Raw genomic sequence first — 26492 nt, 5'->3', positions numbered from 1 at the left:
CCAACGTCCGAGCGGGTCAGCGTGAAAATCGCTGGCCCGCTCGTCTGTCTCCCGCGCAGGCTGCCAGCATGAGCATCACCATCATCCCGTTCGGGCCCGCCGACGAGACCGCGATCGAGCAGGCCTGGCGGATCGGCTCGGCGTCCGTCGCGGCCGATCTGCCCGATTTTCCGCCCCTCTGCCGGCAGCGGTTCACCGGGAGGGTCTGTCACCCGATGCCGGGCATCGCGCCGATCAACCTGCTGGCCCACCTCGACGGCGAGCCGGCCGGCTATCTCGTGCTCGAACTGCCGCAACTGGAGAACACCGAGAACGCCTCCGCCGACCTGATCGTGCATCCGGCGTACCGCCGTCGAGGTGTGGGTCGGGCGCTGCACGAGCACGGCCTGGCCGTGTTGCGCGAGCAGGGGCGGAAGGTGTTGAGCACGATGAGCGTGGTGCACCTGCCCGGCGAGCCTGACCGCCCGTCGCCGGCCATCGCGTTCGCGGCCACCGTCGGCGCGGTCGACGCCCTGCCCGACGTGCGGCGGCGACTGCACACCGCCGACCTCGACCAGGTGAAACTGGACTCGCTGCTGGCCGGGGCCCGGTCCCGGGCGGCCGGGTACGAGGTGCTGTTCTGGCGTGGGCGCACGCCGGACGAGTTCGCCGCCGACGTGGCGTACCTCGACGGCCGGCTGCTGGCGGACGCGCCGATGGGGGACCTGGCCTGGGAGCCGGAGCAGGTCGACGCGGAGCGGCTGCGCGCCACCGACCTGGCGCTCGAGGCTCGTGGCCGGCGGCTCTACCACGTCGGCGTACGCCACCAGGCGTCCGGCCGGCTGGTCGCCTGGACGCTGTTGGACGTCGGAGCCTCCGCGGGCTGGCACGCGTTCCAGCAGATCACCATCGTGGACCCGGAGCACCGGGGACACCGCCTCGGCCTGCTTTCCAAGATCGAAAACCTGCGGCACCTGCTCGGCCACGAGCCCGCCGTGCGGGTGATCGACACCTTCAACGCCGCCAGCAACGATCACATGATCACGATCAACGAGCAGCTCGGTTTCCGGGCGATCGACCGGTGGAGCAACTGGCAGCTCAACCTGTGACGGGTGAGAAACCGATGGCGGCGGCCGCCGTTCGGCGGGCATCCTCGCGCCCATGGCCATCGCCGTCACGCCCTACGAACCCGCCGACGAGGCCGCGCTCGACGCGGCGTACCGGATCGTCTCGGCGGCGCAGGCCGTCGACCTGCCCGACGTGCCGGTGGGCGACCGTGCCGAGTTCGGCCTGGTCGCCGCCCATCCGCCGTTCGGCAACGTGATCCACCACGCGCTGGCCCGCCGGGACGGCGCGGCGGCCGGGTACCTGCGGATGCGGTTGCCGCAGCTGGAGAACACCGGCAACGCCACCGTGGAGCTGATCGTCGACCCGGCCCATCGGCGGCACGGGGTGGGCCAGGCGCTGCTGGCGTACGCCCGGAAGGTGGCTGCCGGCCACGGCCGGATCCGGCTGATCGCGGAGACAGTCGGCGCGCTGCCCGGCGGGCCGGCGCGGGAGGCGCCCGGCGCGGCCTTCGCGGCGGCGGCCGGAGGGCAGGCCGCGCTGGCCGAGGTGCGTCGCCGGCTGGACACCACCCGGCTCGACCACGTGGCCCTGGCGGAGCTGCACGACGCCGCCCGCTCCCGGGCCGGCGGCTACCGGACGGTGCGGTGGCGGGGGCCGGTCCCCGAGGAGTACGTCGCCGACGTGGCCCGGTTGGAGGGGCGACTGCTCACCGACGCGCCGACCGGTGACCTCGCTATCGAGGCGGAGAACGTGGACGCGGCGCGGATCCGGGAGATCGAGCGGTTCCAGGAGTTGCGCGGCCGGCGGCGTTACCACGTGGGCGCGGTCTACGAGGAGACCGGCCGGCTGGTCGCCTGGACGATGATCGACAGGGGGCCGTCAACGCCCTGGCACGCCTGGCAGGAGATCACCATCGTCGACCCGCCGCACCGAGGTCACCGCCTCGGTCTGCTCGTCAAGATCGAGAATCTGCGGTTCGCCCTGGCGCACGAACCAGAGCTGACCGCGATCGATACCTGGAACGCGGCGGTCAACGATCACATGATCATTATCAACGAGCAGCTCGGCTTCCGGCCGGTCGACGCCTGGACGGACTGGCAGCTGGCGATCTGAGTTGTGACACGCCCCTACTGATCTGAGGGCTTTGTGTTGCATGATGGCGGGCATGACGGACACCCCGCACCCCCTTCACGACAGGCACGCCGAGACCCTGAACCGTGCGCTGACCGCGATCACGGAGCGGGGGTACTGGTCCGCCTACCCGGAATCACCCAGCCCCCGGGTGTACGGCGAGACGGCCGCCGCCGACGGTAAGGTCGCCTTCGAGGCGTACCTGGGTGGGAACTTCCCGCTCGACCAGCCGGGTGACGGCGACCGGGTCACCACCGAGACCAGCCCGTTCGGCGTCGAGCTGAATGTGAGCTATCCGCACGCCACCGCCGACCAGCTCGTCGCCGCGGCGTCCGCCGCGCTGCCCGCCTGGCGCGACGCCGGCCCGCAGACCCGGGTCGGTGTCTGCCTGGAGATCCTCGACCGGCTGCACAAGAACATCTTCGAGCTGGCCAACGCGGTGCAGTTCACCAGCGGCCAGGCGTTCGTGATGGCCTTCCAGGCCGGCGGAGCGCACGCGCTCGACCGGGCCCTGGAGGCGCTCGCCTACGCGTACGCGGAGATGACCCGGCACCCGGGCACCGCCGGCTGGGAGAAGCCCGCCGGCAAGGGCGACCCACTGCGGATGACCAAGACCTTCCACGTGGTGCCCCGGGGCGTCGCCCTGGTCATCGGGTGTAACACCTTCCCGACCTGGAACTCGTACCCGGGCCTGTTCGCCTCACTCGTCACCGGCAACCCGGTGGTGGTAAAGCCGCACCCGCGCGCCGTGCTGCCGCTGGCCGTCACGGTGCGTTACGCCCGCGAGGTGCTCACCGAGGCCGGCTTCGACCCGAACCTGGTGCTGCTCGCCCCCGAGGCCCCCGGCGAGAAGCTGGCCTCGACCCTCGCCCTGCACCCGGCCGTGCGGATCGTCGACTTCACCGGCTCCACCGAGTACGGCGACTGGCTGGAGGCCAACGCCCGGCAGGCGACCGTCTACACCGAGAAGGCCGGGCTCAACACGGTGGTGATCGACTCCACCGACGACTTCACCGGCATGTGCCGCAACCTGGGCTTCACGCTGACGCTCTACAGCGGCCAGATGTGCACCACCTCGCAGAACATCCTCATCCCCCGCGACGGGATCGACACCGACCAGGGGCGCAAGAGCTTCGACGAGGTGGCCGCCGGGATCGCCGCCGCAGTCGACAAGCTCACCGCCGACCCGGCCCGGGGCGTCGAGCTGACCGGCGCGATCGTCAACGACGGCGTGCTGGAGCGCCTGGCCGAGGTCACCAAGGTCGGCGACCCGGTGCTGGAGTCCCGTACCGTCGAGCACCCGTCCTTCCCGGGTGCGGTCGTGCGTACGCCGACCGTCGTCAAGCTGGACGCCAGCGACACCGCGACCTACTCGCAGGAGTGGTTCGGGCCGATCTCCTTCGCCATCGCCACCGACTCCACCGCGCACAGCCTGGAGATCCTCCGCTCGACGGTGGGGGAGAAGGGCGCGTTGACGGCCGCGGTCTACTCCACCGACTCCGCCGTGCTGGACGCCACCGAGAACGCCGCGATCGAGGTCGGTGTGCACCTGTCGGGCAACCTCACCGGCGGCGTCTTCGTGAACCAGTCGGCGGCCTTCTCCGACTTCCACGGCAGCGGGGCCAACGCGGCGGCGAACGCGGCACTGACCGACGGCGCCTTCGTCGCCAACCGGTTCCGCATCGTGCAGACCCGCCGGCACGGGTAAGTGGTATCCGCTCTGCCGCGCCGATCTAGGGACAAATGTCGTCAGTCGATCTCCGGCGACGACCAAAATCCCTAGATCGGCGCGGAGGCGGGGCGGCGCATCTGGAGCTCGCGGAGGGCGGGGATGTGCGGGTGCGGCACGCGGACACCGGTGTCGACGAATCCCAACCGCTGGTAGGCCCGGTAGGCGCGGTCGTTGCCCACCACCACCTCCAGCATCAGCTCGTGCCGCCCGCAGGCCCGCGACCAGGCGCTGACCGCATCCACCAACTCCGCGAGCAGGCCGGTGCCCCGCCAGGGCGGGGTGATGTAGACCGCGTAGAGCACCGTTACCGCCGGCTCCGCCGGGTGGGTGATCCCGCCGGCGTGCCCGACCAGCCGGCCGCCCGGGTCCGCCACGAACTGCGCGTTTTCGGTGCCGGTCGAGACCTGGGCGATCCGCGCGGCGTACTCGGCGTGTGGGCGGGCTGCCGCCTCGGCGATCGTCTCCAGGAAGGCCAGCGGCGCGTCGGCGAGCATCTCCAGGCGCAGCGCGCGCATCCGGGCGGCATCCGCCAGCCCGACCCGGCGGATGTCGGCCCGCCGCACGTCGGTGCCGTCGATGACGCTCGTCATGCCGCATCCCTATCACAATGACGTGCGACGATGCGAAGCAGTCGCAATGTGCCCGATTTGTGGTCGTGCGCGGCCGTCACTCCTCGTGTACCGTGCGATTTCGGTCACCCGTTTCAGTGGTCGTCGCCGATCTGGCGAAACCGGTGGTTTTCGGGTCGTCGGCGCGCCCTCGACCCGAGGTAGTGGAACGCCGCGCAGAGTGAGGACAACACCGTGGCACAGGGCACCGTGAAGTGGTTCAACGCCGAAAAGGGCTACGGCTTCATTGCCGTCGACGGCGGGCAGGACGTCTTCGTCCACTTCTCCGCGATCGAGATGGACGGCTACAAGGCGCTGGACGACGGTCAGCGGGTGGAGTTCGAGATCGCCCAGGGTCAGAAGGGTCCGCAGGCCGAGCAGGTACGTCTCCTCGCCTGAGCGCGTCCACCCACCCCGCCGTCCGGTCGTCGGCCAGGGTGACGTGATCGTGGCCGGAGGGGGCTGCGGTGCGCTTGTCGCGCAAGGGAAGATCGTGAACTGGCCCAGCCCTCGCTGAGGAGAGTTCATGTCCGACCAGCCGCCATATCCCGACCAGCCACCGCATCCCGACCAGCCACCGCATCCGGCGCCGCATCCGGGTCAGGCGCCGTACCCCGGTCAGGCGCCGTACCCCGGTCAGGCGCCGTACCCCGGTCAGGTGCTGTATCCCGGCCAGCCGCCGTACGGCTGGTATCAGCCGGCCGGGTACGGGCTGAATCCGGCCGACCCGCTGGTCACGCCGCCCGGAACGGGGCTCGGTGGCTGGTTCGCGCGCTGCGTGGGCGCGGCCAGCCGGAGCTGGCGACTGCTGCTGCCGATTCTCGTCCTCACCCAGGTGCTGCCGCTGGCGATGCTGTCGGTGCTGACGCTGGCCGTGGACCCGTCGGCCCGCTGGGACGCCGAGATCGCCAGCGACTCCACGCTGCCCGCAACCTTCTGGACGGACCTGTCCGTACTGCTGCTCGTCGTGGTGGGCGGAAGCCTGATCTTCGGTCTGGTGCAGTGCCTCGGCTGGGCGGCCGGTACCTGGGTGATCGCCCGGCAGGCGGTCGGCGAGCCGGCCAGCTTCGGCGCCGCCCTGCGCTACGGCCTGCGCCGGGCGCTCGGCCTCTGGGGCTGGATGCTGATCTTCACGTTGATCGTCGCGATCGGGTTCTGTCTCTGCTTCCTGCCCGGCATCTACGCGGGGTTCGCGCTCGCCATGGCCGGCCCGGTCTACCTGTTCGAGCGGCAGGACCCGATCGGTCGCTCGCACCGGATGCTCCGCGCTCGGCTGGGGCTGCTGCTCGGCCGGGTGGCGCTGGTGGCCGCGGCGGCGATCGGTGTCTCGCTGGTCGCGGGCGTGATCGAGTCGGTGGCGATCATGCCCTTCGGCAGCACCCCGCTGACCTCGGCCGGTACGGCGGTGGGTGTCGTCCTGACGATCTCGGTGGCTGCGCTGTTGGCGTTGCCCGCGCACCTCGCCCAACTGGTCGGACTCGTCGTCACGTACGCCGAGCAGCGCGCCCACGAGGGCCCGGTGAACGCCGGGCAACTAGCCGCCGAACTCGGCTGACCCGGGCGATCGTGCTTGCACTCGGCAGGGGAGAGTGCTAAACAAGTCATTGGCACTCGCATGGCGTGAGTGCCAGTTGGTCGGGACGGTGGGGCTGCGGTCGCACTCGTGACATAACCACGGGTGGGGCACGCGGTCAGTCGTCGCGGGCTATCCGGCCCGGCCGAGGAGACGTCGCCGTCGCCAGGTGGCGACGTCCCAAGGTGCGTACACCAGACGGCCCATCCGGGGCACACACTCGGGTGGCCCGTGAGTGTCCAGGAGGACAACGCCGTATGGCCAAGATGATCGCGTTCGACGAAGAGGCGCGCCGCGGCCTCGAGCGGGGCATGAACCAGCTCGCCGACGCCGTAAAGGTGACGCTCGGCCCCAAGGGCCGCAACGTCGTGCTCGAGAAGAAGTGGGGTGCCCCCACCATCACCAACGATGGTGTGAGCATCGCCAAGGAGATCGAGCTCGAGGACCCGTACGAGAAGATCGGCGCCGAGCTGGTCAAGGAGGTCGCCAAGAAGACCGACGACGTGGCCGGTGACGGCACGACGACGGCGACCGTCCTGGCTCAGGCTCTCGTTCGCGAGGGCCTGCGCAACGTGGCCGCCGGTGCCAACCCGATGGCCCTGAAGCGGGGCATCGAGGCCGCCGTGGCCAGCGTCTCGGAGGAGCTGCTGAAGCTCGCCAAGGACGTTGAGACCAAGGAGCAGATCGCCTCCACCGCCTCCATCTCCGCCGGTGACAACACCGTCGGCGAGATCATCGCCGAGGCGATGGACAAGGTCGGCAAGGAAGGCGTCATCACCGTCGAGGAGAGCAACACCTTCGGTCTGGAGCTTGAGCTCACCGAGGGCATGCGCTTCGACAAGGGCTACATCTCGGCCTACTTCATGACCGACCCGGAGCGTATGGAGGCCGTCTTCGACGACCCGTACATCCTGATCGCGAACAGCAAGATCTCGTCGGTCAAGGACCTGCTCCCGATCCTGGAGAAGGTCATGCAGGGCGGCAAGCCGCTGCTGATCATCGCCGAGGACCTCGAGGGCGAGGCCCTGGCCACCCTGGTCGTCAACAAGGTCCGGGGCACCTTCAAGTCGGTCGCCGTCAAGGCGCCGGGCTTCGGTGACCGCCGCAAGGCCATGCTGACCGACATCGCCATCCTCACCGGTGGCCAGGTCATCAGCGAGGAGGTCGGCCTCAAGCTGGACGCCGCCGGTCTCGACATGCTGGGCCGTGCCCGCAAGGTCGTGGTGACCAAGGACGAGACCACCATCGTCGACGGTGCCGGCGACGCCGAGCAGATCCAGGGCCGGGTCAACCAGATCCGGGCCGAGATCGACAAGAGCGACTCCGACTACGACCGGGAGAAGCTGCAGGAGCGGCTGGCCAAGCTGGCCGGCGGCGTTGCGGTGATCAAGGTCGGCGCGGCCACCGAGGTCGAGCTCAAGGAGCGCAAGCACCGCATCGAGGACGCGGTCCGCAACGCCAAGGCCGCCGTCGAAGAGGGCATCGTCCCGGGTGGTGGTGTCGCGCTGGTCCAGGCCGGCAAGACCGCCTTCGACAAGCTGGACCTGACCGGTGACGAGGCGACCGGTGCGCAGATCGTCAAGATCGCGCTCGACGCCCCGCTGCGGCAGATCGCCGTCAACGCCGGCCTTGAGGGCGGCGTCGTGGTCGAGCGCGTTCGCAACCTCGACTCGGGTCACGGCCTGAACGCCGCGTCCGGCGAGTACGTCGACCTGCTGGCCGCGGGCATCATCGACCCGGCCAAGGTGACTCGTTCGGCGCTGCAGAACGCCGCGTCGATCGCCGCGCTGTTCCTCACCACCGAGGCCGTCGTGGCGGACAAGCCGGAGAAGACCCCGGCCGCCCCGGCTGGCCCGGGTGGCGGGGACATGGACTTCTGAGTCCAGCTCCAACGCCGAAAGTGGGCGGACCGCGTCAGCGGTCCGCCCACTTTCGCTATCTCGGCAGCGGGCGCCTGCTTCGTCGGCTCCGCGCGGCAGGGGCGTCGATGATGACCGCCCCCTGTCGTTCACGCGGTGTCGAGCGTCCTGCGATACAGGAAGAAGACCCGTTCGATCCGGGCGCCCGCGCTGCCTGAGTAGAACGGGACCGGCCCGACCCAACCGATCTGGGCGGACTCGAGGCCGGCGGTCCGCTGGTCACGTAGGCAGCGCCGCAGCAGCACGCCGCCGATGCCGGAGCCCTCGGCGGCCGGCGCGGTGCCCATCGGCCCGAACCAACTCGGCCGGGACGACCCGTAGGCGGCGAAACCGAGCAGCTCACCGTCGCGCTCGGCCAGGTGGCAGCCGGCCTCCGGACGGTCGAGCGAGCCGGCCAACTCGGCGTCCCACGAGCCGCCGAACGTGCTGCGGGCGAATGCGGCGAGCGCCGGCAGGTCGGCCGACTCCGCCCGGCGTACGGTCACTCCCTGCCCCGCCAGCCGGGACTCGGCGGCCTCCGTCGACCGCAGCGCCGGCGACCCGTCGTACGACAGGTCGGCGGTCATGTTCCAGGCGGTCCGGTCCTGCCGGTACCCGAGAGCGAGCCCGAGGCAGATCGCCGGGGTGTAGCGCACGTCAATGCCCGGCCAGGCGTAGTGCGGCGGGTTGCCGGCGAGCAGCACCTCGGCCGCGCCGAGATCGGCGAGCGCCCGCTCGGCTCGCCCGAGCAGGGCCCGCCCGACCCCCCGACGTCGCTGCCCGGGCTGCACGGCCAGCAGATCCACGTGCCCGACCCGGCCGTCATCGGCGGAGATCGAGCTGATCAGCACGCCGACCAGCGTCCCCTCCCGGTACGCGCCGAAGACCCGTACCGGCCGCGCGGCGGCGGCCCGGGACCAGAGCGTCGCCACCAGCGACCCGGCCTCGGCCGCATCCTCGGGTAGATCGAGCGCCCGCTGGCAGAGCGCCACCACCTCGGGCGTCTGCTCGATGGTCAACTCGACGATGTCGAACGCGGCATCCATGGCTGCCGACCCTAGATCACATCCGATGCCGATGTCAGTGCCGGTGCCCGTCCGGCCGAAGGTCAGCGGCGGACGGCTGAGACAGCGGCGTACGCGTCGACCAGGCCAGCACCGGCGACGTTCGCGACGCCGCCACAGTCGTCGGCCCGGTCGCGGGAGCGTGGGTCGGCCTCGACCGCGGTGGCCGTCTCGCGCAGGATCCGCCGGGTCCGATCCAGGTCACCGACGAGGCCCGGGTCGGCCGACCACATCAACGCCACCACACCCGCCACCTGCGGAGTCGCCATGGACGTGCCGTCGAGTACGGCGTACCCGCCGCCGGGCATCGCGGAGAGGATGTCCGCCCCCGGTGCCGTCAGATCCGGCTTGGCCACCCCGGCAGCGGCCGGGCCACGGGAGGAGAAGGCGGTGACCCGGCGCTGGTCGTCCACCGCGCCGACGGTCAGCACGTCCGGGTACGGCGCGGGTGGGTCCTGCACCGAGCCGCAGAACGGCCCGGTGTTGCCGGCCGCGGCGACGACGAGGATCCCGGCCGCCTCCAGCGCTTCCGTGGCCGGCCGCAGCGTCCGTGGATCGCACCCTTCGATCGGCGGGCAGCCCCACGAGTTGGTCAGGATCTCCGGTGCCCGGGCCGGCCGCCCCTGGGTGAACGGGTCCCCTCCGGGCGGGAAGGGGGCCAGCATGAACTGGAGGCAGTCGAGGTAGTGCGCCGGGTTGCCGAGATTACGGTCGAGGTTGACGCAGCCCACCCACTGCGCCCCGGGCGCCACGCCGATGCCGTCCCGCCCGACCGCGCTGCCCGCGGTGTGGGTGCCGTGCCCGCTACGGTCCGTCGGCGTACGGGTGCCGTTCCAGGGGTCGAACCACGAATCGTCGCCACCCCGGAAGCCCTCGGCCAGGGTCGGATGCCGCCCGTCGACGCCGGAGTCGGAGCTGCCCACCGTCACGCCGGCGCCGGTGACCCCGAGAGAGGACCAGACCCGGTCAGCACCGATCATCGCGATGTTCCACGGCGGACCGGTCGGGGCGACAGCGCTGCCACCGGCGTCGTCGGCGGGTGCCGGCAATGGGCGCAGCCGCTGGCTGACCAGCACCCGGGCCACCTCGGGCCGGCCGGTCAACCAGGCCCGCACCGCCGGTCCGCCATCCACCTCGACCGCGTTGACCAGGTAGTAGGCGGTGTGCTCCAGCCGCAGCCGGCGTAGTTCGCGCCGCAGGTCGGCCTGGGTGCGCTCGGCGGTGTCGACCAGCCGCCGGTAGACCTCGGTGGCGCGGGCGTCTCGACCGGCCTTGCCCGGCCCGCCGGTCAGGCCGGTCAGATCGGCCTGTTCCCGCAGCACCACGAAGAGCCGCTCCCCGTGCAGACCCGGCTGGCCGACGGTGCCACCGACCAGCCCGACCGTGATCAGCACCACCACCGCGGTCGCCGCGGCGACCGTCCGGCGGGGCGGGCGGGCCGACGGCCGGGCCAGCAGCAGGCCGTACGCGACCGCCAGCACGACCCCGACGGCGAGCCCGGCGCCGGTGGCTACCGCCACCCAGAACGGCACGTCCCGCGCGCCGACCAGCAGCAGACTGATCTCCTCAGGGTCGGTGAAGGCCAGCGGACCGAACACCCCGAGCCCGACCAGCGAGGCGGTCGGCGCACGGCCAATGGTCCCACCGGTGCGGCGACTCAGCGAATGCAGCGCGGCCAGCGTGAAGCCGGCCGGCGGTAGCGCAAACAGCAGCGGCAACTGGGCACCGGAATGGCCGACCCCGGCACCCACCAGCAGCAGCGCCACCCCGGCGACGAGGCCGCCCACCAGCACCAGTCGGGCCGGCCGGGGCGGTTCACCGGCCTCGAAGCGGCCCCAGAACCGGGCGTCCAGCAGAGCCGTGGCCAGCGCGCCGACGGCCGCCGCGGCCAGTCCGGCGAGGACGGTCTCCAGCAGCCCGCCGAGCGCGCCCAACCAGACCCAGGGCAGCAGCAGGGCAAGCCCCGCGGCCACGCCGAGCAGGGTGGCCACCGACGGACGTACGCGGGGCCGTGCGGCGCGTTCGTCCGGGACGCCGCGGCGCTCCTGCGGAGCCTCCGCGTGTTCCTCCTGGCCTGCGACGGGCCGGCCGGGATCGAGAGCGCGGCGCGGCAGCCGGTCTGTCACCACCGCGAGCAGCATGGCCGTGGCGGCCAGCGCGGCGAGGTACGCCTCGTGGTGCACCGCAGGGATCGTGCGCAGCAGCCCGAGCGCGCCGAGCGCGAGCGCACCGGCCAGCCACCGTCGGGCGGCGACCCGGACCGTCGCCGAGCGGGGAATCAGGGCCAGCGGCAGGGTCGCGGTGCCGACCAGCAGCACGGTGAGCAGGCAGATCACCGGCCAGAGCGGTACCAGCCGGCCCAGGCCGCCGATCAGGAGCACCTGGTCGACCGCCCAACCGCCGGTCTGTGACCCGACCGCGACCGCGACTGCCCAGCAGCCGACCAGCACCGCCGCGACGATCGCCCAAGGGCTGCCGGCACTGCCGGATGTGGAGTGGTCCGCCCGCATCCGCACACCCTACGAGGTCGGTGGTCGGCCGGAGGCGTTCACTCATCACGACCCGGCGCGGACCAGAGCCCGCCGGGCACCAGCTGTGATGGGCGTGGCATGTCATGGGTTGGCCGGTGCGGTTAACGTGGACGGGTGCGCGATCCCCACGTCTCCCGCTCGGTCGCCGGGCAACTCTCGCCCTCCCGCCGCGCCGCCGACCTGCGTCGGCTGCGGGCCGAGCGGTTCGATGTGCTGATCATCGGTGGTGGCGTGACCGGTGCCGGAGCGGCCGTCGACGCCGCGTCCCGGGGCCTGAAGGTTGCCCTGGTGGAGGCGCGCGACTTCGCCGCCGGCACCTCCAGCCGGTCCAGCAAACTGATCCACGGCGGCCTGCGCTACCTGGAGCAACTGGAGTTCGGCCTGGTGCACGAGGCACTCACCGAGCGGGGCCTGCTGGCCACCCGACTGGCGCCGCACCTCGTGCGCCCGGTGCCGTTCCTGGTGCCGCTCCCCGCCGGTCAGGGCCTGCGCGATCTGCCCGCCCGACTGTTCCGCCGCGCCTACTACGGTGCCGGGGTGGCCGGGTACGACGCCATCGCCGGCCTATTCGGCGGCGGCCGGGGGATGCCGCTGCACCGGCACCTGAGCCGCGAGGGCGCCCGCCGGGTCTTCCCCAGCCTGCGTGCGGACGGGCTGGCCGGTGCGATCCGTTACCACGACGGGCAGGTCGACGACGCCCGCCTGGTGGTCACCCTGGCCCGCACCGCCGCCAGCCTGGGGGCGACGGTGGTGAGCAGCACCCGGGCGGTCGGGCTGATCCGGCAGGCGCGGGAGGTCACCGGGGTCCGGCTCCGCGACCTGGAGGCGCCGGCCGGTTCCCCGGACGCGGAGTTCGAGGTACGCGCCCGCACGGTGATCGCCGCCACCGGAGTGTGGACCGACGACATGTCCCGGATGCTCAACGACGTCGGGCTGCGGCCCGGCATCCGGGTCCGGGCCTCCAAGGGGGTGCACCTGGTGGTGCCCCGCTCGGCGATCACCGGCGAGACCGGGCTGATCCTGCGTACGGCCAGCAGTGTCCTGTTCGTCATCCCGTGGGGCGGGCACTGGATCATCGGCACCACGGACACGGACTGGCGGTTGGACCGTTCGCACCCGGCGGCCTCCGCCAGCGACATCGACTACCTCCTCCGGCAGGTCAACACCGTGCTGGACCGGCCGCTGACCACCGCCGACATCGAGGGCGTCTACGCCGGGCTGCGCCCGCTGCTGGCGGGTGAGGCGGACTCCACCTCCAAGCTCTCCCGGGAACACGCCGTCATCGAGCCGATGCTGGGACTGCTGCTGGTCGCCGGCGGGAAGTACACGACGTACCGGGTGATGGCCGCTGACGTGGTCGACCGGGCGGTGCGCCGGCTCGGCGGTGAGCGGCCGTCGCGCACCGCCGACCTGCCGTTGCTCGGCGCGGACGGGTACGCGGCCATGTGGCGGGACCGGGCTGACCTGGCTCGCCGGCACGGGGTGCCGGTGGGCGTGGTGGAGCACCTGCTGGAGCGCTACGGCAGCCTGACGCTCGACCTGCTCGCCCTGATCGACGCGGACCCGCTGTTGGCCTCCCCGCTGGCCGGCGCGCCGGAGTACCTCGCGGCCGAGGTGACCTATGCCGCCCGGGCCGAGGGTGCGCTGCACCTGGAGGACGTGCTGACCCGGCGTACCCGGATCTCGATCGAGACGACCCACCGGGGCCTGGATTCGGCCGAACACACGGCCGAGTTGATGGGTACGGTGCTGGGCTGGGACGCTGCCCGGCGGGCTCGGGAGGTGGCGCACTACCGGGCCCGGGTCGAGGCCGAACGGCAGTCCCAGCTGATGCCGGACGACGCGACCGCCGACGCGGCGCGGCTGGGTGCGCCGGACGTGCGGGGCTATGCCGCGGACCGGGGCGCGGACGACGGAGCGGCCGGTCTGGCCCGCTGAGGGTATCCATTCTGGATATCGCTGCCCATGGATATCCTTCCGGACGGTTACGCTCGCTACCTACGGTGGGGTAAGTTCCGCAAGTGATTGCGCTTTCCCAGTCACGGCTGGCCTCCCTGTCCGTCACCGCCCTACTTGCGGTCGTCCTCAGTGGCTGCGCGCCGTTCGGTGGTCAGGCCGAGCCGGAGCAGCCGGCGAGCCCACCGGCCGACGCTCCGCCCGGTGCCGGCGGTGCGGCGACCGCCGGCAAGGGGCGGGTCAGCCTGCTGCAGAACCTCGGCACGGACGGCCCACTGCGAACCCTGAACGTGGAACCGGACGGCCGTTGGGAGTGCGTCGACTGCGCGGGCGACGGGGTCACGTCGACCGGCGCGCTGACCGATGAGCAGCGCGACCGCCTGCAGTCGCTGCTCGCCGAACCGGCACTGGTCAAGGAGACCGACGAGGTGCGCGGCTACCGGGTGACCTGCATCGGCGCACTCACCTCCAGCCTGCTGACCTCGACCGGTCTGATTACTTCCCAGGACTGTCCCGGGGAGGAGCGACCGCCGGTGGCCGAGGAGATCCTGCTGCTCCTGACCCAGAACACCCCCGCCGAGCTGGTCAGCGGCTGAGGTCGACTGTCGGGCCAGCGAGCGGCGGCCCAGGTCGGGCCGCCGGGCGGCGGGGAAGCTCGCTCCGGCGGGCGCCGGGCGGCTCAGAGCACCTTGCCGGGGTTGAGCAGGCCGGTCGGGTCCAGCGCGGCCTTGATCGCCTGGTGCACGCGTACCCCTACCGGGCCGATCTCCCGGGCCAGCCAGTCTCGCTTCAGCACTCCGACGCCGTGCTCGCCGGTGCAGGTGCCACCGAGGTCCAGACCGAGCCGCATGATCTCGTCGAACGCTCGCCGGCCGCGTTCCAGGCTGGCCGGGTCGGCCCGGTCAACCACGATGTTGGGGTGCATGTTGCCGTCACCGGCGTGACCGACGACGCCGATCGGCACCCCGCACTCGGTCGCGATCCGGGCGACCCCGTCGAGCAGTGCGGCGAGCGCACCCCGGGGCACCGCCAGGTCGTCGATGATCAGGCCGCCGTTGCCACCCGGGTACGCGTCGGCGGCGTACTTCTCCATGGCCGGGTGGGCCAGCCGTCGGGCCTGCAACAGGGCGGCGGCCTCCACCGCGTCGGTGGCCGCGTACACCTCCTCGGCGCCGGCCGCCTCGCAGACGGCGGCCAACTCGGCCAGGTCCGCCGCCGCCCGTGCGCCGGTGTCCGCGGCGGCCAGCAGCAGCGCCTCGGCGTCGGTGCGCAGCCCCATCGGCCGGTACGCCTCGATCGCCAGCAGGTGGGTACGGTCGAGCAGTTCGAGCAGGCTGGGGGAGAGGCCCTGGGCGGCGATCCGGGCGACCGCCTCACCGGCCTCGGCGGTGGAACCGAAGACGGCCACCAGGGTCAGCGACTCCGCCGGGGCCGGGCGCAGCGCCACGGTCACCTCGGTGATCACTCCGAGGGTGCCCTCGGAGCCGACGAAGAGCCGGGTCAGGTCGTACCCGGCCACCCCCTTGGCCGTACGCCGCCCGGTGCGCAGCACCTCGCCGGAGGCGAGCACCGCCTCCAGGCCGAGCACGTACTCGGTGGTGACGCCGTACTTGACGCAGCACATGCCGCCCGCGTTGGTGGCGACGTTGCCGCCGATGGTGGACGACTCCCAGGAGCCCGGGTCCGGCGGGTACCACAGGCCCTGTCGGCCCACCGCGGCGGTGAGTGCCGCGTTGACCACCCCCGGCTGGACCACCGCGATGCGGCTCACCGGATCGATCTCCAGGATCGCGTCCATCGCCGTGGTGCTGATGACCACGGCACCGTCGACGGCGTTCGCCGCACCCGCCAGGCCGGTGCGGGCACCTTGCGGCACCACCGGTACGCCGTGCCGGCCGGCCGCCCGGATCACCGCGACCACCTCCTCGGTGCTGCGCGGTCGGGTCACCACCTGTGGCGTTCCGGCGGCGCACAGGTCGGCCTCGTCCCGCTCGTGCCCACGGAGCAGATCCGGGTCGGTGAGGACCGCCTCCGGCCCGAGGGCGGCACGCAGGTCGTCGAGGAGTGGGGAGGTGGCCATGCGGCCGAGGCTACGACCGGCGGCCGGTGATCATCAACCTGGGGACGCCGCCCGGTACGGTGGCTGCCGTGATCTACCTGGACCGGCCGGCCTGGCCGGCGCGGGGGCGGCTCTGGTCGCACCTGATCAGTGACGTGTCGCTCGCCGAACTGCACGCCTTCGCCGAGGCGCTGGGCGCGCCCCGACGGGGCTTCGACCGCGACCACTACGACATCCCCGCAGAGCGCTTCGAGATGGCGGTCTGGCTCGGTGCCCGCGTGCTTCCCAGCCGCGACCTGGTCCGCCTGCTCCGCGACTCGGGCCTGCGCCGCCCCAAACACCTAACCCCCCACCCCCACCCCCACCCCCGCCCCACACCTCGTCGATCATGCAGTTGTGGCACCTCACAAGAGGTGTGAATCGCCCAGAACGACTGCCACAACTGCATGATCGGCGCGGCGGGGCGGGCGTGGGGGGTGGGGGGGGTGGGGGGCTACTGCCGGGTTAGGGAGGTGAGTTCGCGGGTGAGGTTGGTGCGGGCTGGGGCCGTCCAGGCGGTGGTTGGAGCGGGGAGCCGGTACAGGGTGGGTAGGGCGAGCAGTCCGGAGAGCACCTTGGCCCGGCCGACCCGGTAGTCCGGCTCGGGTACGTGGGCGTACTCCCGGCGGATCGCGGCGGCGTACCGGTCGTACTCCGGCGGCGGCGTGGCCAGCACAGCCAGATCGGCGTCACAGAGCAGTGCGCCGTCGGCGTCCGCCGGGTCCACCAGGTGACCGGCGGTGAGCAGGACCAGCCGGCTCACCTCGGCCACCGCCGGCGTGGGCAGCCCGGCCCGGGTGAGCAGAGTGCGGGCGAGCGTCGCACTGTCGCGTTCGTTGCGGTCACCCGGTGCCCGGGGGTCGTACACCGCGTCGTGGCACCAGGCGGCGAGTCGGACCAGGTCGGGAAGTGGGGCCGCCGAGGCGTACCGGTCGATGACGTCGAGCACGGCGGTCAGGTGCCCGATCGTGTGGTAGTACCGGTGCGGTTCCCGCCATCGCTCGACGAGTTCGTGGCCGGCGGTGTCCACCGCCGTCGGCCTGGTCGCCCCGGCCGCCAGGGCGGCCGTTCGCCACCGTTCGATCAGCCCTCTCACCGGACTGAGTCTGCCTCATCGGCCGTAGCCGGAAGGATGTGCCGCTCGGCGAGGAATGCCCCGACGTGCGGCGGGTAGTCGCCGCCATGGCGGAGGCCCGGAACCGACGATTTCCGTTGCTACGCCGAAACGGAATGCGCGAAGGCCGGTCGGACGTGGACACGGCCCGGATCGCCGGGACCGTGGCGCAGCTGCATGACCGCGGCAAGGCCACCCTGCGCGACCGGCTGCACCGGGTACGGCTGTCGCTCGGCCTGGCCGCGCAGGCGGGTCTCGCCGCCGGGCTGGCCTGGGTGGCCGCGCACGAGTTGCTGGGCAACCCGCAACCGGTCTTCGCCCCGATCTCCGCCGTCGGCACCCTGGCCGTCTCCGTCGGTCAACGGTTCCGTCGGACCATCGAGCTGATCCTCGGCGTGGGCGTCGGGGTGTTCGTCGGCGACGTGCTGGTCTATTTCCTCGGCACCGGGCCGTGGCAGCTCGCGCTCGTCGTCACCGCCGCCATCGTGTTGACCGTCTTCGCCGGGGGCAGCGTCGCCATCGTCATCCAGGCCGCGGCGACCGCGGTGTTGATCGTGACGCTCAGCCCGTCTGTCGAGGACCTGGAGATACCCCGGTTCATCGACGCGCTCGTCGGCGGCAGCATCGCGCTGCTGGTCACCGCGCTACTGCTGCCGCTCAACCCGCTCCGGGTGCTCAACCGGGCCGCCCGGCCGGCGTTGGACCTGCTCGCCGAGCAGCTCGACGACGCCGCCGACGGGCTGCGGGACCGGGACCGGGAGAAGATCCAGCAGGCGCTGGACCGGTTGCGGAACAACAAGCAGGAGCTGACCACTCTCATCGAGGCGATCGAGGGGGCCAAGGAGACCGCGCTGCTCTCCCCGGCGCGCTGGCACCGGCGCAATGAACTCACCCACTACGCGGAGGCGGCCGACCCGATCGACCGGGCGATGCGCAACAGCGGCACGTTGATCCGCCGGGCGGTCACCCTCGTCGAGGATTCCGAGCCGGTCCCGGAGCCGATGCCCGCTGCGGTCTGCCACCTTGCCGAGTCGGTACGGCTGCTGAAGAAGGAGTTCGCCCAGGGTGAGGAGCCCGAGCAGGCCCGTGAGCGGTCGCTGCGCGCGGTCAGCGAGGCCGGCCGGGCGTACGGCGAGGGAGTCGGCTTCTCCGGGAGTGTGGTGGTCGCCCAGGTGCGTACCACCGCCAGTGACCTGCTGGTGGCCTCGGGGATCAGCCAGGAGGAGGCGAATCGGCTGGTGCGGCAGTCTTTCGGTGAACTCGACCGGCCGGGCGTACCGGCCGGGCCGGAACCGGCCGTCAAGCCGCCCACCGCGCCACCGGTGGGCTGAGGCGGGCGGGGCGGATGCGCCCGGCTCGACGGGCCACGGGTGACTACGCTGACCGCATGGTCGACACCCCGCCCGGCGGATCCCTGCCGCCGTCGCCGTCCGTGCCCGCCGCACCAGGCGCGGGTTCCGGCGTACCAGGAATGCCACGTCGCCAGCTCAGTTGGCGGCGGGCGCTGGTGCTGGTCGGGGTGATCCTGCTGATCGCCGCGTGCGCGATCTTCATGCTCTTCACGCTGGGCACCAGCCTCGGCCCGGAGGCGCTGCTGGTCGGAACCGCCGCCGCGGTCCTGCCGGTCCCGGTGCTGGTGGCCTGCTTCCTCTGGCTCGACCGTTACGAACCCGAGCCGCTGAAGTATCTGGTTTTCTGCTTCGCCTGGGGCGCCTTCGTCTCTACCGCCGCGTCGCTGCTGGTCAACGAATCGGCGGCCAACTGGTTCGAGCGCGAGGGCCTGCCCGTAGGGCTCACCGCGGTGCTGGTCGCGCCGTTCATCGAGGAGTTGACCAAGACTCTCGGCCCGATCCTGCTGCTGATCTTCCGGCGGCGGGAGTGGTCCGGCATCACCGACGGCCTGGTCTACTGCGGGCTCTCCGCGATCGGCTTCGCAATGGTGGAGAACATCCTCTACCTGGGTGGGTACGGGTACGCCACGGGCGTCGAGCAGTACGGCCCGGCCACCGGGGCGCAACAGGTCATCGCCATCTTCATCGGCCGGATCCTGCTCTTCGGCTTCGCTCATCCGTTGTTCACCTCGATGGCCGGTATCGGGCTGGGTATCGCGGCGCGGTCGGCCGACCGGCGGGTCCGGTTCTTCGCCCCGGTCGCCGGTCTGCTGCTGGCGATGATGCTGCACGGCGCGTGGAACCTGCTGCCGACGCTGACCCAGGCCACCGGCGAGGTGCTGATCTCGATCGTCGGCATTGTCGGTGTGATGGTGCCGATCTTCTTCGGCATGGTCGGTCTGGCGATATGGCTGCGGGCCTGGGAGGGGCGACTGACCGAGCGGACCCTGCCGGACTACGTGCGGGCCGGCTGGCTCACCCCGCCGGAGGTGGCGGCGCTGAGCAGCCTCGGCCGGCGGCACGCGGCCCGAGCGTGGGCCCGGCGGGTGGCTGGCGACGCCGGCCTACGTGCGATGCGCGGCTACCAGTTCGCGGCGACCCGACTGGCCCTGCTGCGGGACGGTGCGACGCGGGGACTGGACCGTCGCCCCGCCGACCGGGAACGGACGGCGCGGGAGGAACAGGAGCTGTTGGATTCGATCATGGCGTACCGGTCGTTCTTCGTGGGCCGGGACCCGCAGTCCCCGGTCGGAGTCTGGGACGGGCACCGCTACCACCTGCGCTTCCCGGACGGGTCGCAGCGTTCGGTGGAGGCGCCGGAGGAGCCGGTGGTCCCGATCCCGGTGGTGCTCGGTCCGCCGGCTCCGCCGCCGTTGCCCGCTGGCTACGGCCCGCCCGGGTACGGCCCACCTGGCTACGGCCCGCCCGGGTACGGCCCGCCCGGTCCTCGTCCCGCCGCACCCTGGCCGCCCGGTCACCGCTGACCGGTCACCGCTGACCGGTCACCGCTGACCGGCCGATCCTGACCGGCCGATCCTGACCGGCCGGACGGCGGCCCAGGTCAGCTCATCAGGCTGGTGAGGAAGTCGCCGAGCCCCTGAGCCATCATCATCAGGGCCGCCCCGATCGCCTTGAACATCTGCGCGGCGCCGTCCGGGCGGAACGCCATGAAGTAGATCAGGAACGCGAGGCTTCCCCAGGTCAGTACCTTCTTCACGAATACCGGCATCGCCCCTCCCCAGGGCCGGTGGTGCGGCTGGCTTCCCGCCGGGGAGCGCGGCAAACGACGCGTTCGAATTCGCCCGCCGGCGTTTCGGCCTGGCGCGACGTGCTCAGGGGTGCGGGCTCAGCGGTGCCGGGCTCAGAGGTAGAGCCCGGTGACGTTCTCCTCGACCCGCTCGGCGGCCACCGCGTGCACGTCACGCTCACGCAGCAACACGTAGCCGCGGCCGTGCAACTCGACCTCGGAGCGATCGTCGGGGTCGAAGAGCACCCGGTCGCCGAAGACGATGGAGCGTACGTTCGGGCCGACACCCACCGCGGTGGCCCAGGCGAGGCGCTTGCCCACGGCGGCGGTGGCAGGGATCACGATGCCGGCGCTGGAGCGTCGCTCGCCGTCGCTGCCCTCCATCCGCACCAGCACCCGGTCGTGCAGCAGCCGGATGGGCAGGCCGGAGTCGAGATTCGGGTCGGCTGTCACGCCGCAGACGCTACCGTGTCGTTCCCGACCCGCCGCCGGTGGTCGCCGGGGTTGGCGCGCTGGCCGGCGGGGCAATGTGGTGGACAAGCCCTACCGTGCAGTGGTCGGGCGTATCCTGTCCGACCTGACGCCGTGCGCAGGGCCGATCTTCCGGAGGTGCGCTTGAGCCGATTTGAGCGGATACGCGGGCGCCTGCGTCGCGCGTACGAGGCGGGGCGCGACTCCGTCCGCGCCGGCCGCGAGACGCCACCAGACGTCGCCGAACCCGCCAAGGTGGCCTCGCCGGCGGCACCCGGTCCGGCGGCGCCGCCGACCGCGACGGTGGTCGGCGCCGAGCCGCCGGCCGACCTGCACAACTCCACCTCCAGCCGCGATGACGCCGACGTGCCACACGCGCTGCGGATCGCGGCCGCCTGGTCGTGGCGGCTCATCGTCATCGGCATCGTCTTCTGGGCGTTACTGAAACTGGTCGGCACCATCAGCATCGTGATCATCCCGGTCGCCGTGGCGCTGCTGTTGTCGGCGCTGCTGGCCCCCGCGGTCGGCTGGCTGCTGCGGGCCCGCCTGCCGCGATCGCTGGCGACCGCGGTGGTGCTGGTCGCCGGACTGGCCGCGGTGATCGGCACGCTGACCCTGGTGGTCAACGAGTTCATCAAGGGCGTCCCGGAGCTGACCGCGAAGTCCACCCAGGGTCTGCAGCAGATCCAGGAATGGCTCAAGACCGGGCCGCTGCACCTGTCGGACAACGACCTCGACCGGTACCTGGAAGAGACCCAGCAGTGGGTCAACAACAACACCGAGCGGTTCACCAGCGGCGCCCTGTCCACGGCGGCGACCCTCGCCGAGGTGCTGACCGGCGCGGTGCTGGTGCTCTTCGCCACCTTCTTCTTCCTGCGTGACGGCAACCTGATCTGGCGGTTCCTGGTCCGGCTGCTGCCGGTCGCCGCCCGGTGGAAGGTCGACGACGCCGGCCGGGCCTCCTGGGCGACCCTGGTCGCCTACGTCCGGGCGACGGTACTGGTCGCCTTCATCGACGCCGTCGGCATCGGCACCTTCCTGGTCATCTTCGACATCCCGTTCGCCTTCCCGCTGGCCGCCCTGGTCTTCCTGGGCGCGTTCATCCCGATCGTCGGTGCGACGCTCTCGGGTGGCGTGGCGGTACTGGTCGCGCTGGTCGACAGTGGGCCGGTTACCGCGTTGATCATCCTCGGCGTGGTGATCGGGGTGCAGCAGGTGGAGGGACACATCCTCCAGCCATTGATCATGGGTAGGGCGGTGGCCATCCACCCGCTCGCGGTGATCATCGGTCTGGCCGCCGGTGTGGTGCTCGCCGGGATCACCGGCGCGCTGGTCGCGGTCCCGCTGATCGCGGTGCTCAACACGGCGGTACGCCGGCTCGCCGCCCGCAGCGTCCCGGACACCCCGCCCGACGCCGTCGTCGTCGCCTCCCGCGCACCCTGACCGGGTAGCCCTGCCTGACCTGAGCGAGTGTGCTGAGCCGCCGGCCCGTTACGGCCGGCGGCTCACTCCGTGGCGAGCCGGGTCAGGGCGCCCTGAACCACCTCGGGACGGGTGGTGTACCAGAACGGGGGCAGCGAGCGGCGCAGGAACGGGCCGTAGCCCCGGGCCGTCTCCAGCCGGGAGTCGAGCACCGCCACCACCCCCCGGTCACCGGTGGCCCGAATCAACCGGCCCACCCCCTGGGCCAGGCGTACCGCCGCGATCGGCACGCTGACGGCGGCGAAACCCGAGCCGCCCTGCGCGTCCACTGCCGCCGCCCGCGCCGCGGCGAGCGGCTCGTCGGGCCGAGGGAAGGGCAGCCGGTCGATCACCACCAGCTGGCACGAGTCGCCCGGCACGTCCACCCCCTGCCACAGCGACATGACGCCGAAGAGGCAGCTCGACCGCTCCTCGCGAAACCGCCGGACCAGCAGCGGCAGCGACTCCTCACCCTGGAGCAGCACCGGCAGATCCGTTCGGTCGCGGACCAGCTCCGCAGCCTGCTGCGCGGCACGCCGGGAGGAGAAGAGCCCGAGCGTACGGCCGCCCAGCGCGGTGACCAGCTTGAGCAGCTCCGCCCCGGCGGCGTCGGGCAGCCCGGAAACCCCGGGGCGGGGCAGGTGCGCGGCCACGTACAGGATTCCCTGGCGCGGGTAGTCGAACGGCGATCCGACATCCAACGACCGCCACCCGAGGCCGGAGTCGGCGAGCCCGCCCTCATCGCCCGCCGGTCGATCGCCGGTCGCCCGGGTGGCCGGGGCTTCGCCCGTCGAACGGGTCGGGTCGGTCCCGGCGGCCCGGGTCGCCAGGTCGCCCGCCCGGGTGGGGCGCCGGGTCGCGTCAGCGAGGGCGGCGGCGGCCGGCGTAGGCGGGGTGGGCGGGGGCGCATCGAGGCCGAGGGCCCGGGCCACCGTGTCGAACCGGCCGCCCAGCGCGAGCGTGGCCGACGTGGCCACCACGGTCCGCTCGTCGAAGAGGTGGGTGGCGAGGGTGCCGGCGACGGAGAGCGGCGCCACCACCAGCGCCCGCCGGCCGCTGGTGTCGTTGCGCTCCACCCACGCCACGTCGTGCTCCGCCTCCTCCAGCAATCGCTGCGCGGTGGTGGAAAGCTCGTCGAGAACGGCCTTGGCCTGCTGCTTGCGTACCGGATCCGGGTCATCGGCCTTGATGTCCCCGATGCTGTCCAGGGCGGCGCGGGTCGCGGCGTCCAGCAGTGTGCAGGCCTCCCGCAACGGGGCCGGCAGGCCGTCGGTGATCCGCCCGGCCGGCGCTTCGGCCAGCCCGACCGCGAGGGCGTCGCCGGACGCGGTCAGCGCCTCGGCCGCCTCCGGCCGCAGCAGCGGGCGGGCCCGGCGGGCGGACCGGTCGATCAGCTCCGGGGTCAGCTCCGCCTGGGCCGCCGAGGAGACCCGGTCGGCCAGCTCGTGCGCCTCGTCGACGACGAGTAGCCGGTGCGGCGGGACGATGTGTCGCCCGGCGAGCATGTCGACCGCGAGCAGGCTGTGGTTGGTGACCACGATGTCGGCCTCCCGCGCCCGGGCCCGGGACGCCTCCGCGAAGCACTCCTGGCCGTACGGGCAGCGGTTCGCGCCGACGCACTCCCGGGCGGGCATGGAGACCAGACGCCAGGCCTGGTCGTCGACGCCTGGGTCCAACTCGTCGCGATCACCGGTGTCGGTGTCCAGGGCCCAGTCCCGCAGCCGTTGGATCTGCTTGCCGAGCCGGCCGGCCTCCCCGAGCCAGCGGGTGCCGCCCCCGGGACGCTGGACCGGGGCGTCGAAGAGGGTGTCCTCCGGCTCGTCCTCCGAGGAGTTCTCCAGCCGGGCCAGGCAGAGGTAGTGGTGTCGTCCCTTGAGCACCGCGAACGTCGGCCGCCGCCCGAGCACCGGCTCGACGGCGTCGGCCAGCCGGGGCAGGTCGTGCTCGATCAGCTGGGACTGCAGCGCCAGGGTGGCGGTGGAGACCACCACCGTGCCGTCGACGGTCAACGCCGGGGCGAGGTACGCCAGGGACTTGCCGGTGCCGGTGCCGGCCTGCACCAGCAGGTGTTCGCGGGCGGCGACGCACTCCTCGATCGCCGCGGTCATCTGCTGCTGGCCGGGGCGGGCCGCGCCGCCGGGCACCGCGCCGACCGCAGCGGCCAGCAGCTCGGTGCCGCCCGGCCGGTCGCCCCGCCGCCGGGCCTTGTCACGGGTGGCGCCGGAGCCGGTGGCGGTGCGGGGCGGGGTCACCGTGGCACGGTACCCGCCGACCCTGACGCCGTCCGTACCGAAGGGCCGTGTTGCGACGTCACGGAACGGAATACCTCCTCCGGAGTCCGGTAACTTCCCGACGGCGAGGCGTGGGCGGAATCGGCTAGGGTGCGACTCATGCCGAGCGACGTGGTCCGTGTGGTCTACCGCAAGTACGACGGCAGCGCCCACCGCGACTACCCGGCCCGCCGCCTGGCCGAGGACGACCTCGGCGTCTGGCTCGGCGTACCGGCCGGCACCAGCTCGGTCTATCACGGCCGACCCTCCGTGGAGCAGATTCCCTTCGTGCTGTTGGTGCCGCACCACGCCTGGTGGACCGGCATGTTCAACCCGCCCCCGCGCACCAGTGAGGTCTACTGCGACATCGCCAGCCCGGCGCGGTGGGAGGGTGACGACACCGTGCACCTGATCGACCTTGACCTGGACGTGGTCCGTCGCCGCGAGACCGGCCTGGTGGAGCTGCGCGACGAGGACGAGTTCGCCGAGCACCGGACCCGCTTCGGCTATCCCGACGAGCTGGTGGCGGCGGCCGAGGCTGCGGCCGAGTGGCTGTTCGGCGCGCTCGGCGACGGCACCGAGCCGTTCGCCACGTCGTACCGCAAGTGGCTGGCCCTGGTGGTCTGAGCCACTTTCGCGCGGCCCGGCGGCTGGCCGGCGCCGCCACTGTCGCGCGGGCCGGCGGTCCGCGGGTGATGATGCTCCGATGGTGGATGACGGTGGACTCGACGTGGTGGCGCCCATCGGTGGCGCGGTACGTGACCTGCTCCGGGCCGCGCCCGGTGCATCAGTGGACCTCGGGGCGATCGATCCCCGCTCGACGCCCGGGCTCCCCGACGAGCAGCTGACCGGGGCGGAGCGCAAGGGCTGGGCCCGTCGGCAGGTCGAGCTGGTGGGCCGGGATCTGGCCCGCCAGCAGGAGATGCTCTTCGCCGGCGCGAAGGTCGACCCGGACGCTGGGCGGCGGGTGCTGCTGGTGCTCCAGGCGATGGACTGCGGCGGCAAGGACGGCACGATCAAGCGGGTGGTCGGCGCGATGAACCCGCTGGGCGTGCACATCCGGGCGTTCGGCCCGCCGACCGCCGAGGAGCTGCGGCACCACTTCCTCTGGCGGATCCGCCGCGCCCTACCCCCGCCGGGTCAGCTGGGTGTCTTCAACCGCTCGCACTACGAGGACGTGCTGGTGCCCCGGGTCCAGGAGCGGGCGCCGGAGCACGTCTGGCGACCGAGGTACGCCGAGATCGACGACTTCGAGCGGGAGTTGACCGCCGCCGGGGTGGTCGTGGTCAAGGTCTTCCTGCACATCTCCAAGGTCGAGCAGGCTCGGCGGCTGCTGGCCCGCCTCGACGACCCGACCCGGCACTGGAAGTACCACCCCTCCGACGTCGACGCCCGGGCCCGCTGGGACGACTACCAGGCCGCGTACGCCGATCTGCTCGGCCGATGCGGCACGGACGTCGCGCCGTGGCACGTGGTGCCGGCGGACCGGAAGTGGTACCGGGACTGGGCGGTGGCGCACCTGCTGCGTGAGACGTTCGACACTCTCGATCTGGGGTATCCGCCAGCGGACTTCGACATCGGGCGGGAACGAGAGCGGCTGTTGGGGACTGCGGGGCCGCTGAAGGTGAACAGAAGTTGAACGAGCGGTGAATGGCACTTGGCCAGGGGTGGGCCGCCGGACAGCCGATCTGACGATTCCCTAGCATTCCCTCAGCAGGACGCCGGAGCGGCGCTGCCACCCCTTCCACCGACACGACGAGGTCCGAGCTGTGAGGTTTTCATTTCGCCCCAACGAGGGCGCTTTCTACGAGCTCTTCACCAGGGCCGCGCAGAACTTGGTCCGGGGTACGGAGCTGCTCAACGAGCTGGCTCTGCCCGACGTCGAGGTGCAGTCGGTCAGCGAGCGGCTCACCGAGGTGGAGCACGACAGCGACCAGATCACCCACGACCTGTTCAAGAAGATCAACTCTACCTTCATCACCCCGTTCGACCGTGAGGACATCTACCGCCTCGGTTCACTGCTCGACGACGTGATGGACCACCTGGAGGCGGTGGGCAACCTGCTCTACCTCTACGGGCTGACCAAGCTGCCGTCGTTGCCCCGGGAGATGCACGAGCTGGTGCACGTCCTCGATCAGCAGGCGAAGCTGACCGCCGACGCGATGCCCCGGCTGAAGTCGATGAAGGACCTCGAGGACTACTGGATCGAGATCAACCGGCTGGAGAACGACGGTGACCAGGCGTACCGGATGCTGCTGGTCCGGCTCTTCTCCGGCGAGTACGACGCGTTGACCGTGCTGAAGATGAAGGAGGTGGCCGACGAGTTGGAGGCCGCCTGCGACGCCTTCGAGCACGTGGCCAACACCGTCGAGACCATCGCGGTCAAGGAGTCCTGATCCT

Annotated in this window: 23 protein-coding genes; 15 read left to right on the top strand and 8 right to left on the bottom strand. The window is 72.2% G+C overall.

All coding sequences use genetic code 11. From position 1 onward, the window contains the following. Positions 1 to 68: 68 nt before the first annotated feature. From BMY89_RS26325 to paaN, 3 genes are read left to right on the top strand one after another with little or no spacing between them, the layout of a single operon-like run. Positions 69 to 1088, top strand: a complete 1020-nt coding sequence (locus tag BMY89_RS26325) for a GNAT family N-acetyltransferase (protein ID WP_092382770.1) — start codon at positions 69 to 71, stop codon at positions 1086 to 1088. Between the two features lie 52 nt (positions 1089 to 1140). Further along, entirely contained in the window at positions 1141 to 2160 is a 1020-nt protein-coding gene (locus tag BMY89_RS26320; protein ID WP_092382769.1) for a GNAT family N-acetyltransferase, read from the top strand. Positions 2161 to 2212: 52 nt separating this feature from the next. Next, positions 2213 to 3886 carry a phenylacetic acid degradation protein PaaN gene (paaN, locus tag BMY89_RS26315; RefSeq protein WP_175510428.1) on the top strand — a complete coding sequence of 558 codons (1674 nt, stop codon included), beginning with the start codon at positions 2213 to 2215 and terminating at the stop codon, positions 3884 to 3886. 71 nt (positions 3887 to 3957) lie between these two features. Here paaN and BMY89_RS26310 read toward each other — a convergent pair whose 3' ends face one another. Beyond that, complete coding sequence (locus BMY89_RS26310) at positions 3958 to 4500, bottom strand: GNAT family N-acetyltransferase (RefSeq protein ID WP_092382767.1); 543 nt, start codon at positions 4498 to 4500, stop codon at positions 3958 to 3960. A 213-nt stretch (positions 4501 to 4713) separates the two neighbouring features. Between BMY89_RS26310 and BMY89_RS26305 the strand changes: the two genes are divergently transcribed. From BMY89_RS26305 to groL, 3 genes are all read left to right on the top strand, one after another. Then, complete coding sequence (locus BMY89_RS26305; protein WP_092382766.1) at positions 4714 to 4917, top strand: cold-shock protein; 204 nt, start codon at positions 4714 to 4716, stop codon at positions 4915 to 4917. A gap of 127 nt (positions 4918 to 5044) precedes the next feature. Beyond that, on the top strand, positions 5045 to 6073 hold the full coding sequence (locus BMY89_RS26300; RefSeq protein WP_092382765.1) for a hypothetical protein: 1029 nt from the start codon (positions 5045 to 5047) through the stop codon (positions 6071 to 6073). Positions 6074 to 6348: 275 nt separating this feature from the next. Then, on the top strand, positions 6349 to 7971 hold the full coding sequence (gene groL / locus BMY89_RS26295) for a chaperonin GroEL (protein WP_092382764.1): 1623 nt from the start codon (positions 6349 to 6351) through the stop codon (positions 7969 to 7971). A gap of 128 nt (positions 7972 to 8099) precedes the next feature. Here groL and BMY89_RS26290 read toward each other — a convergent pair whose 3' ends face one another. Both BMY89_RS26290 and BMY89_RS26285 read right to left on the bottom strand, forming a co-directional pair. Further along, positions 8100 to 9035: a GNAT family N-acetyltransferase gene (locus BMY89_RS26290; RefSeq protein WP_092382763.1), complete on the bottom strand. Its 936-nt coding sequence runs from the start codon at positions 9033 to 9035 to the stop codon at positions 8100 to 8102. A gap of 62 nt (positions 9036 to 9097) precedes the next feature. Next, on the bottom strand, positions 9098 to 11563 hold the full coding sequence (locus BMY89_RS26285) for a S8 family serine peptidase (RefSeq protein WP_092382762.1): 2466 nt from the start codon (positions 11561 to 11563) through the stop codon (positions 9098 to 9100). Positions 11564 to 11698: 135 nt separating this feature from the next. Between BMY89_RS26285 and BMY89_RS26280 the strand changes: the two genes are divergently transcribed. Both BMY89_RS26280 and BMY89_RS26275 read left to right on the top strand, forming a co-directional pair. Beyond that, the gene (locus tag BMY89_RS26280; protein ID WP_092382761.1) at positions 11699 to 13522 is read left to right on the top strand and encodes a glycerol-3-phosphate dehydrogenase/oxidase; all 1824 of its coding nucleotides are present in this window, start codon (positions 11699 to 11701) and stop codon (positions 13520 to 13522) included. Positions 13523 to 13605: 83 nt separating this feature from the next. Further along, positions 13606 to 14136: a hypothetical protein gene (locus BMY89_RS26275; RefSeq protein ID WP_092382760.1), complete on the top strand. Its 531-nt coding sequence runs from the start codon at positions 13606 to 13608 to the stop codon at positions 14134 to 14136. Positions 14137 to 14219: 83 nt separating this feature from the next. On the opposite strand, the gene BMY89_RS26270 is transcribed toward BMY89_RS26275, so the two are convergent. After that, entirely contained in the window at positions 14220 to 15620 is a 1401-nt protein-coding gene (locus BMY89_RS26270; protein WP_092382759.1) for an FAD-binding oxidoreductase, read from the bottom strand. Positions 15621 to 15688: 68 nt separating this feature from the next. Here BMY89_RS26270 and BMY89_RS26265 point away from each other — a divergent pair, with 68 nt between their 5' ends. After that, positions 15689 to 16018, top strand: a complete 330-nt coding sequence (locus BMY89_RS26265) for a DUF4031 domain-containing protein (RefSeq protein ID WP_092382855.1) — start codon at positions 15689 to 15691, stop codon at positions 16016 to 16018. Between the two features lie 74 nt (positions 16019 to 16092). On the opposite strand, the gene BMY89_RS26260 is transcribed toward BMY89_RS26265, so the two are convergent. Then, on the bottom strand, positions 16093 to 16734 hold the full coding sequence (locus tag BMY89_RS26260; RefSeq protein WP_092382758.1) for an HD domain-containing protein: 642 nt from the start codon (positions 16732 to 16734) through the stop codon (positions 16093 to 16095). Between the two features lie 134 nt (positions 16735 to 16868). On the opposite strand from BMY89_RS26260, the gene BMY89_RS26255 reads away from it, so the two are divergent. After that, positions 16869 to 18083 (top strand): FUSC family protein, encoded by a 1215-nt coding sequence (locus tag BMY89_RS26255; protein ID WP_232521557.1) that lies wholly within the window; start codon positions 16869 to 16871, stop codon positions 18081 to 18083. A 14-nt stretch (positions 18084 to 18097) separates the two neighbouring features. Beyond that, positions 18098 to 19627: a PrsW family intramembrane metalloprotease gene (locus tag BMY89_RS26250; RefSeq protein ID WP_092382757.1), complete on the top strand. Its 1530-nt coding sequence runs from the start codon at positions 18098 to 18100 to the stop codon at positions 19625 to 19627. 77 nt (positions 19628 to 19704) lie between these two features. Here BMY89_RS26250 and BMY89_RS30590 read toward each other — a convergent pair whose 3' ends face one another. Beyond that, the gene (locus BMY89_RS30590) at positions 19705 to 19872 is read right to left on the bottom strand and encodes a hypothetical protein (RefSeq protein ID WP_170147628.1); all 168 of its coding nucleotides are present in this window, start codon (positions 19870 to 19872) and stop codon (positions 19705 to 19707) included. Between the two features lie 132 nt (positions 19873 to 20004). Continuing rightward, entirely contained in the window at positions 20005 to 20343 is a 339-nt protein-coding gene (locus BMY89_RS26245) for a GroES family chaperonin (protein ID WP_092382756.1), read from the bottom strand. A gap of 162 nt (positions 20344 to 20505) precedes the next feature. Between BMY89_RS26245 and BMY89_RS26240 the strand changes: the two genes are divergently transcribed. Beyond that, the gene (locus BMY89_RS26240; RefSeq protein ID WP_092382853.1) at positions 20506 to 21804 is read left to right on the top strand and encodes an AI-2E family transporter; all 1299 of its coding nucleotides are present in this window, start codon (positions 20506 to 20508) and stop codon (positions 21802 to 21804) included. 62 nt (positions 21805 to 21866) lie between these two features. Here the strand turns inward: BMY89_RS26240 and BMY89_RS26235 are convergent, their stop codons facing one another. Continuing rightward, complete coding sequence (locus BMY89_RS26235; protein WP_408631997.1) at positions 21867 to 23930, bottom strand: ATP-dependent DNA helicase; 2064 nt, start codon at positions 23928 to 23930, stop codon at positions 21867 to 21869. Positions 23931 to 24212: 282 nt separating this feature from the next. Between BMY89_RS26235 and BMY89_RS26230 the strand changes: the two genes are divergently transcribed. From BMY89_RS26230 to BMY89_RS26220, 3 genes are all read left to right on the top strand, one after another. Next, complete coding sequence (locus BMY89_RS26230) at positions 24213 to 24719, top strand: DUF402 domain-containing protein (RefSeq protein ID WP_092382754.1); 507 nt, start codon at positions 24213 to 24215, stop codon at positions 24717 to 24719. 79 nt (positions 24720 to 24798) lie between these two features. Then, positions 24799 to 25731, top strand: a complete 933-nt coding sequence (locus BMY89_RS26225; protein ID WP_092382753.1) for a PPK2 family polyphosphate kinase — start codon at positions 24799 to 24801, stop codon at positions 25729 to 25731. A gap of 130 nt (positions 25732 to 25861) precedes the next feature. Further along, on the top strand, positions 25862 to 26488 hold the full coding sequence (locus BMY89_RS26220; RefSeq protein ID WP_092382752.1) for a DUF47 domain-containing protein: 627 nt from the start codon (positions 25862 to 25864) through the stop codon (positions 26486 to 26488). Positions 26489 to 26492 lie beyond the last annotated feature (4 nt).

The organism is Micromonospora phaseoli (assembly GCF_900109115.1).
In the GTDB taxonomy this organism is placed as follows: Bacteria; Actinomycetota; Actinomycetes; order Mycobacteriales; family Micromonosporaceae; genus Micromonospora; species Micromonospora phaseoli.
The sequence above is the reverse complement of the archived record's forward strand: the minus strand, read 5'-3'. Positions and strand labels throughout refer to the sequence as shown.

Bases quoted from the DNA above. Each gene is read 5' to 3' on its own strand.
- BMY89_RS26325 (WP_092382770.1), top strand. From the start codon at position 69: ATGAGCATCACCATCATCCCGTTCGGGCCCGCCGACGAGACCGCGATC.
- BMY89_RS26320 (WP_092382769.1), top strand. From the start codon at position 1,141: ATGGCCATCGCCGTCACGCCCTACGAACCCGCCGACGAGGCCGCGCTC.
- paaN (WP_175510428.1), top strand. From the start codon at position 2,213: ATGACGGACACCCCGCACCCCCTTCACGACAGGCACGCCGAGACCCTG.
- BMY89_RS26310 (WP_092382767.1), bottom strand. From the start codon at position 4,500: ATGACGAGCGTCATCGACGGCACCGACGTGCGGCGGGCCGACATCCGC.
- BMY89_RS26300 (WP_092382765.1), top strand. From the start codon at position 5,045: ATGTCCGACCAGCCGCCATATCCCGACCAGCCACCGCATCCCGACCAG.
- groL (WP_092382764.1), top strand. From the start codon at position 6,349: ATGGCCAAGATGATCGCGTTCGACGAAGAGGCGCGCCGCGGCCTCGAG.
- BMY89_RS26290 (WP_092382763.1), bottom strand. From the start codon at position 9,035: ATGGATGCCGCGTTCGACATCGTCGAGTTGACCATCGAGCAGACGCCC.
- BMY89_RS26285 (WP_092382762.1), bottom strand. From the start codon at position 11,563: ATGCGGGCGGACCACTCCACATCCGGCAGTGCCGGCAGCCCTTGGGCG.
- BMY89_RS26270 (WP_092382759.1), bottom strand. From the start codon at position 15,620: ATGGCCACCTCCCCACTCCTCGACGACCTGCGTGCCGCCCTCGGGCCG.
- BMY89_RS26255 (WP_232521557.1), top strand. From the start codon at position 16,869: ATGCGCGAAGGCCGGTCGGACGTGGACACGGCCCGGATCGCCGGGACC.
- BMY89_RS26250 (WP_092382757.1), top strand. From the start codon at position 18,098: ATGCGCCCGGCTCGACGGGCCACGGGTGACTACGCTGACCGCATGGTC.
- BMY89_RS30590 (WP_170147628.1), bottom strand. From the start codon at position 19,872: ATGCCGGTATTCGTGAAGAAGGTACTGACCTGGGGAAGCCTCGCGTTC.
- BMY89_RS26235 (WP_408631997.1), bottom strand. From the start codon at position 23,930: ATGACCGCGGCGATCGAGGAGTGCGTCGCCGCCCGCGAACACCTGCTG.
- BMY89_RS26230 (WP_092382754.1), top strand. From the start codon at position 24,213: ATGCCGAGCGACGTGGTCCGTGTGGTCTACCGCAAGTACGACGGCAGC.
- BMY89_RS26225 (WP_092382753.1), top strand. From the start codon at position 24,799: ATGGTGGATGACGGTGGACTCGACGTGGTGGCGCCCATCGGTGGCGCG.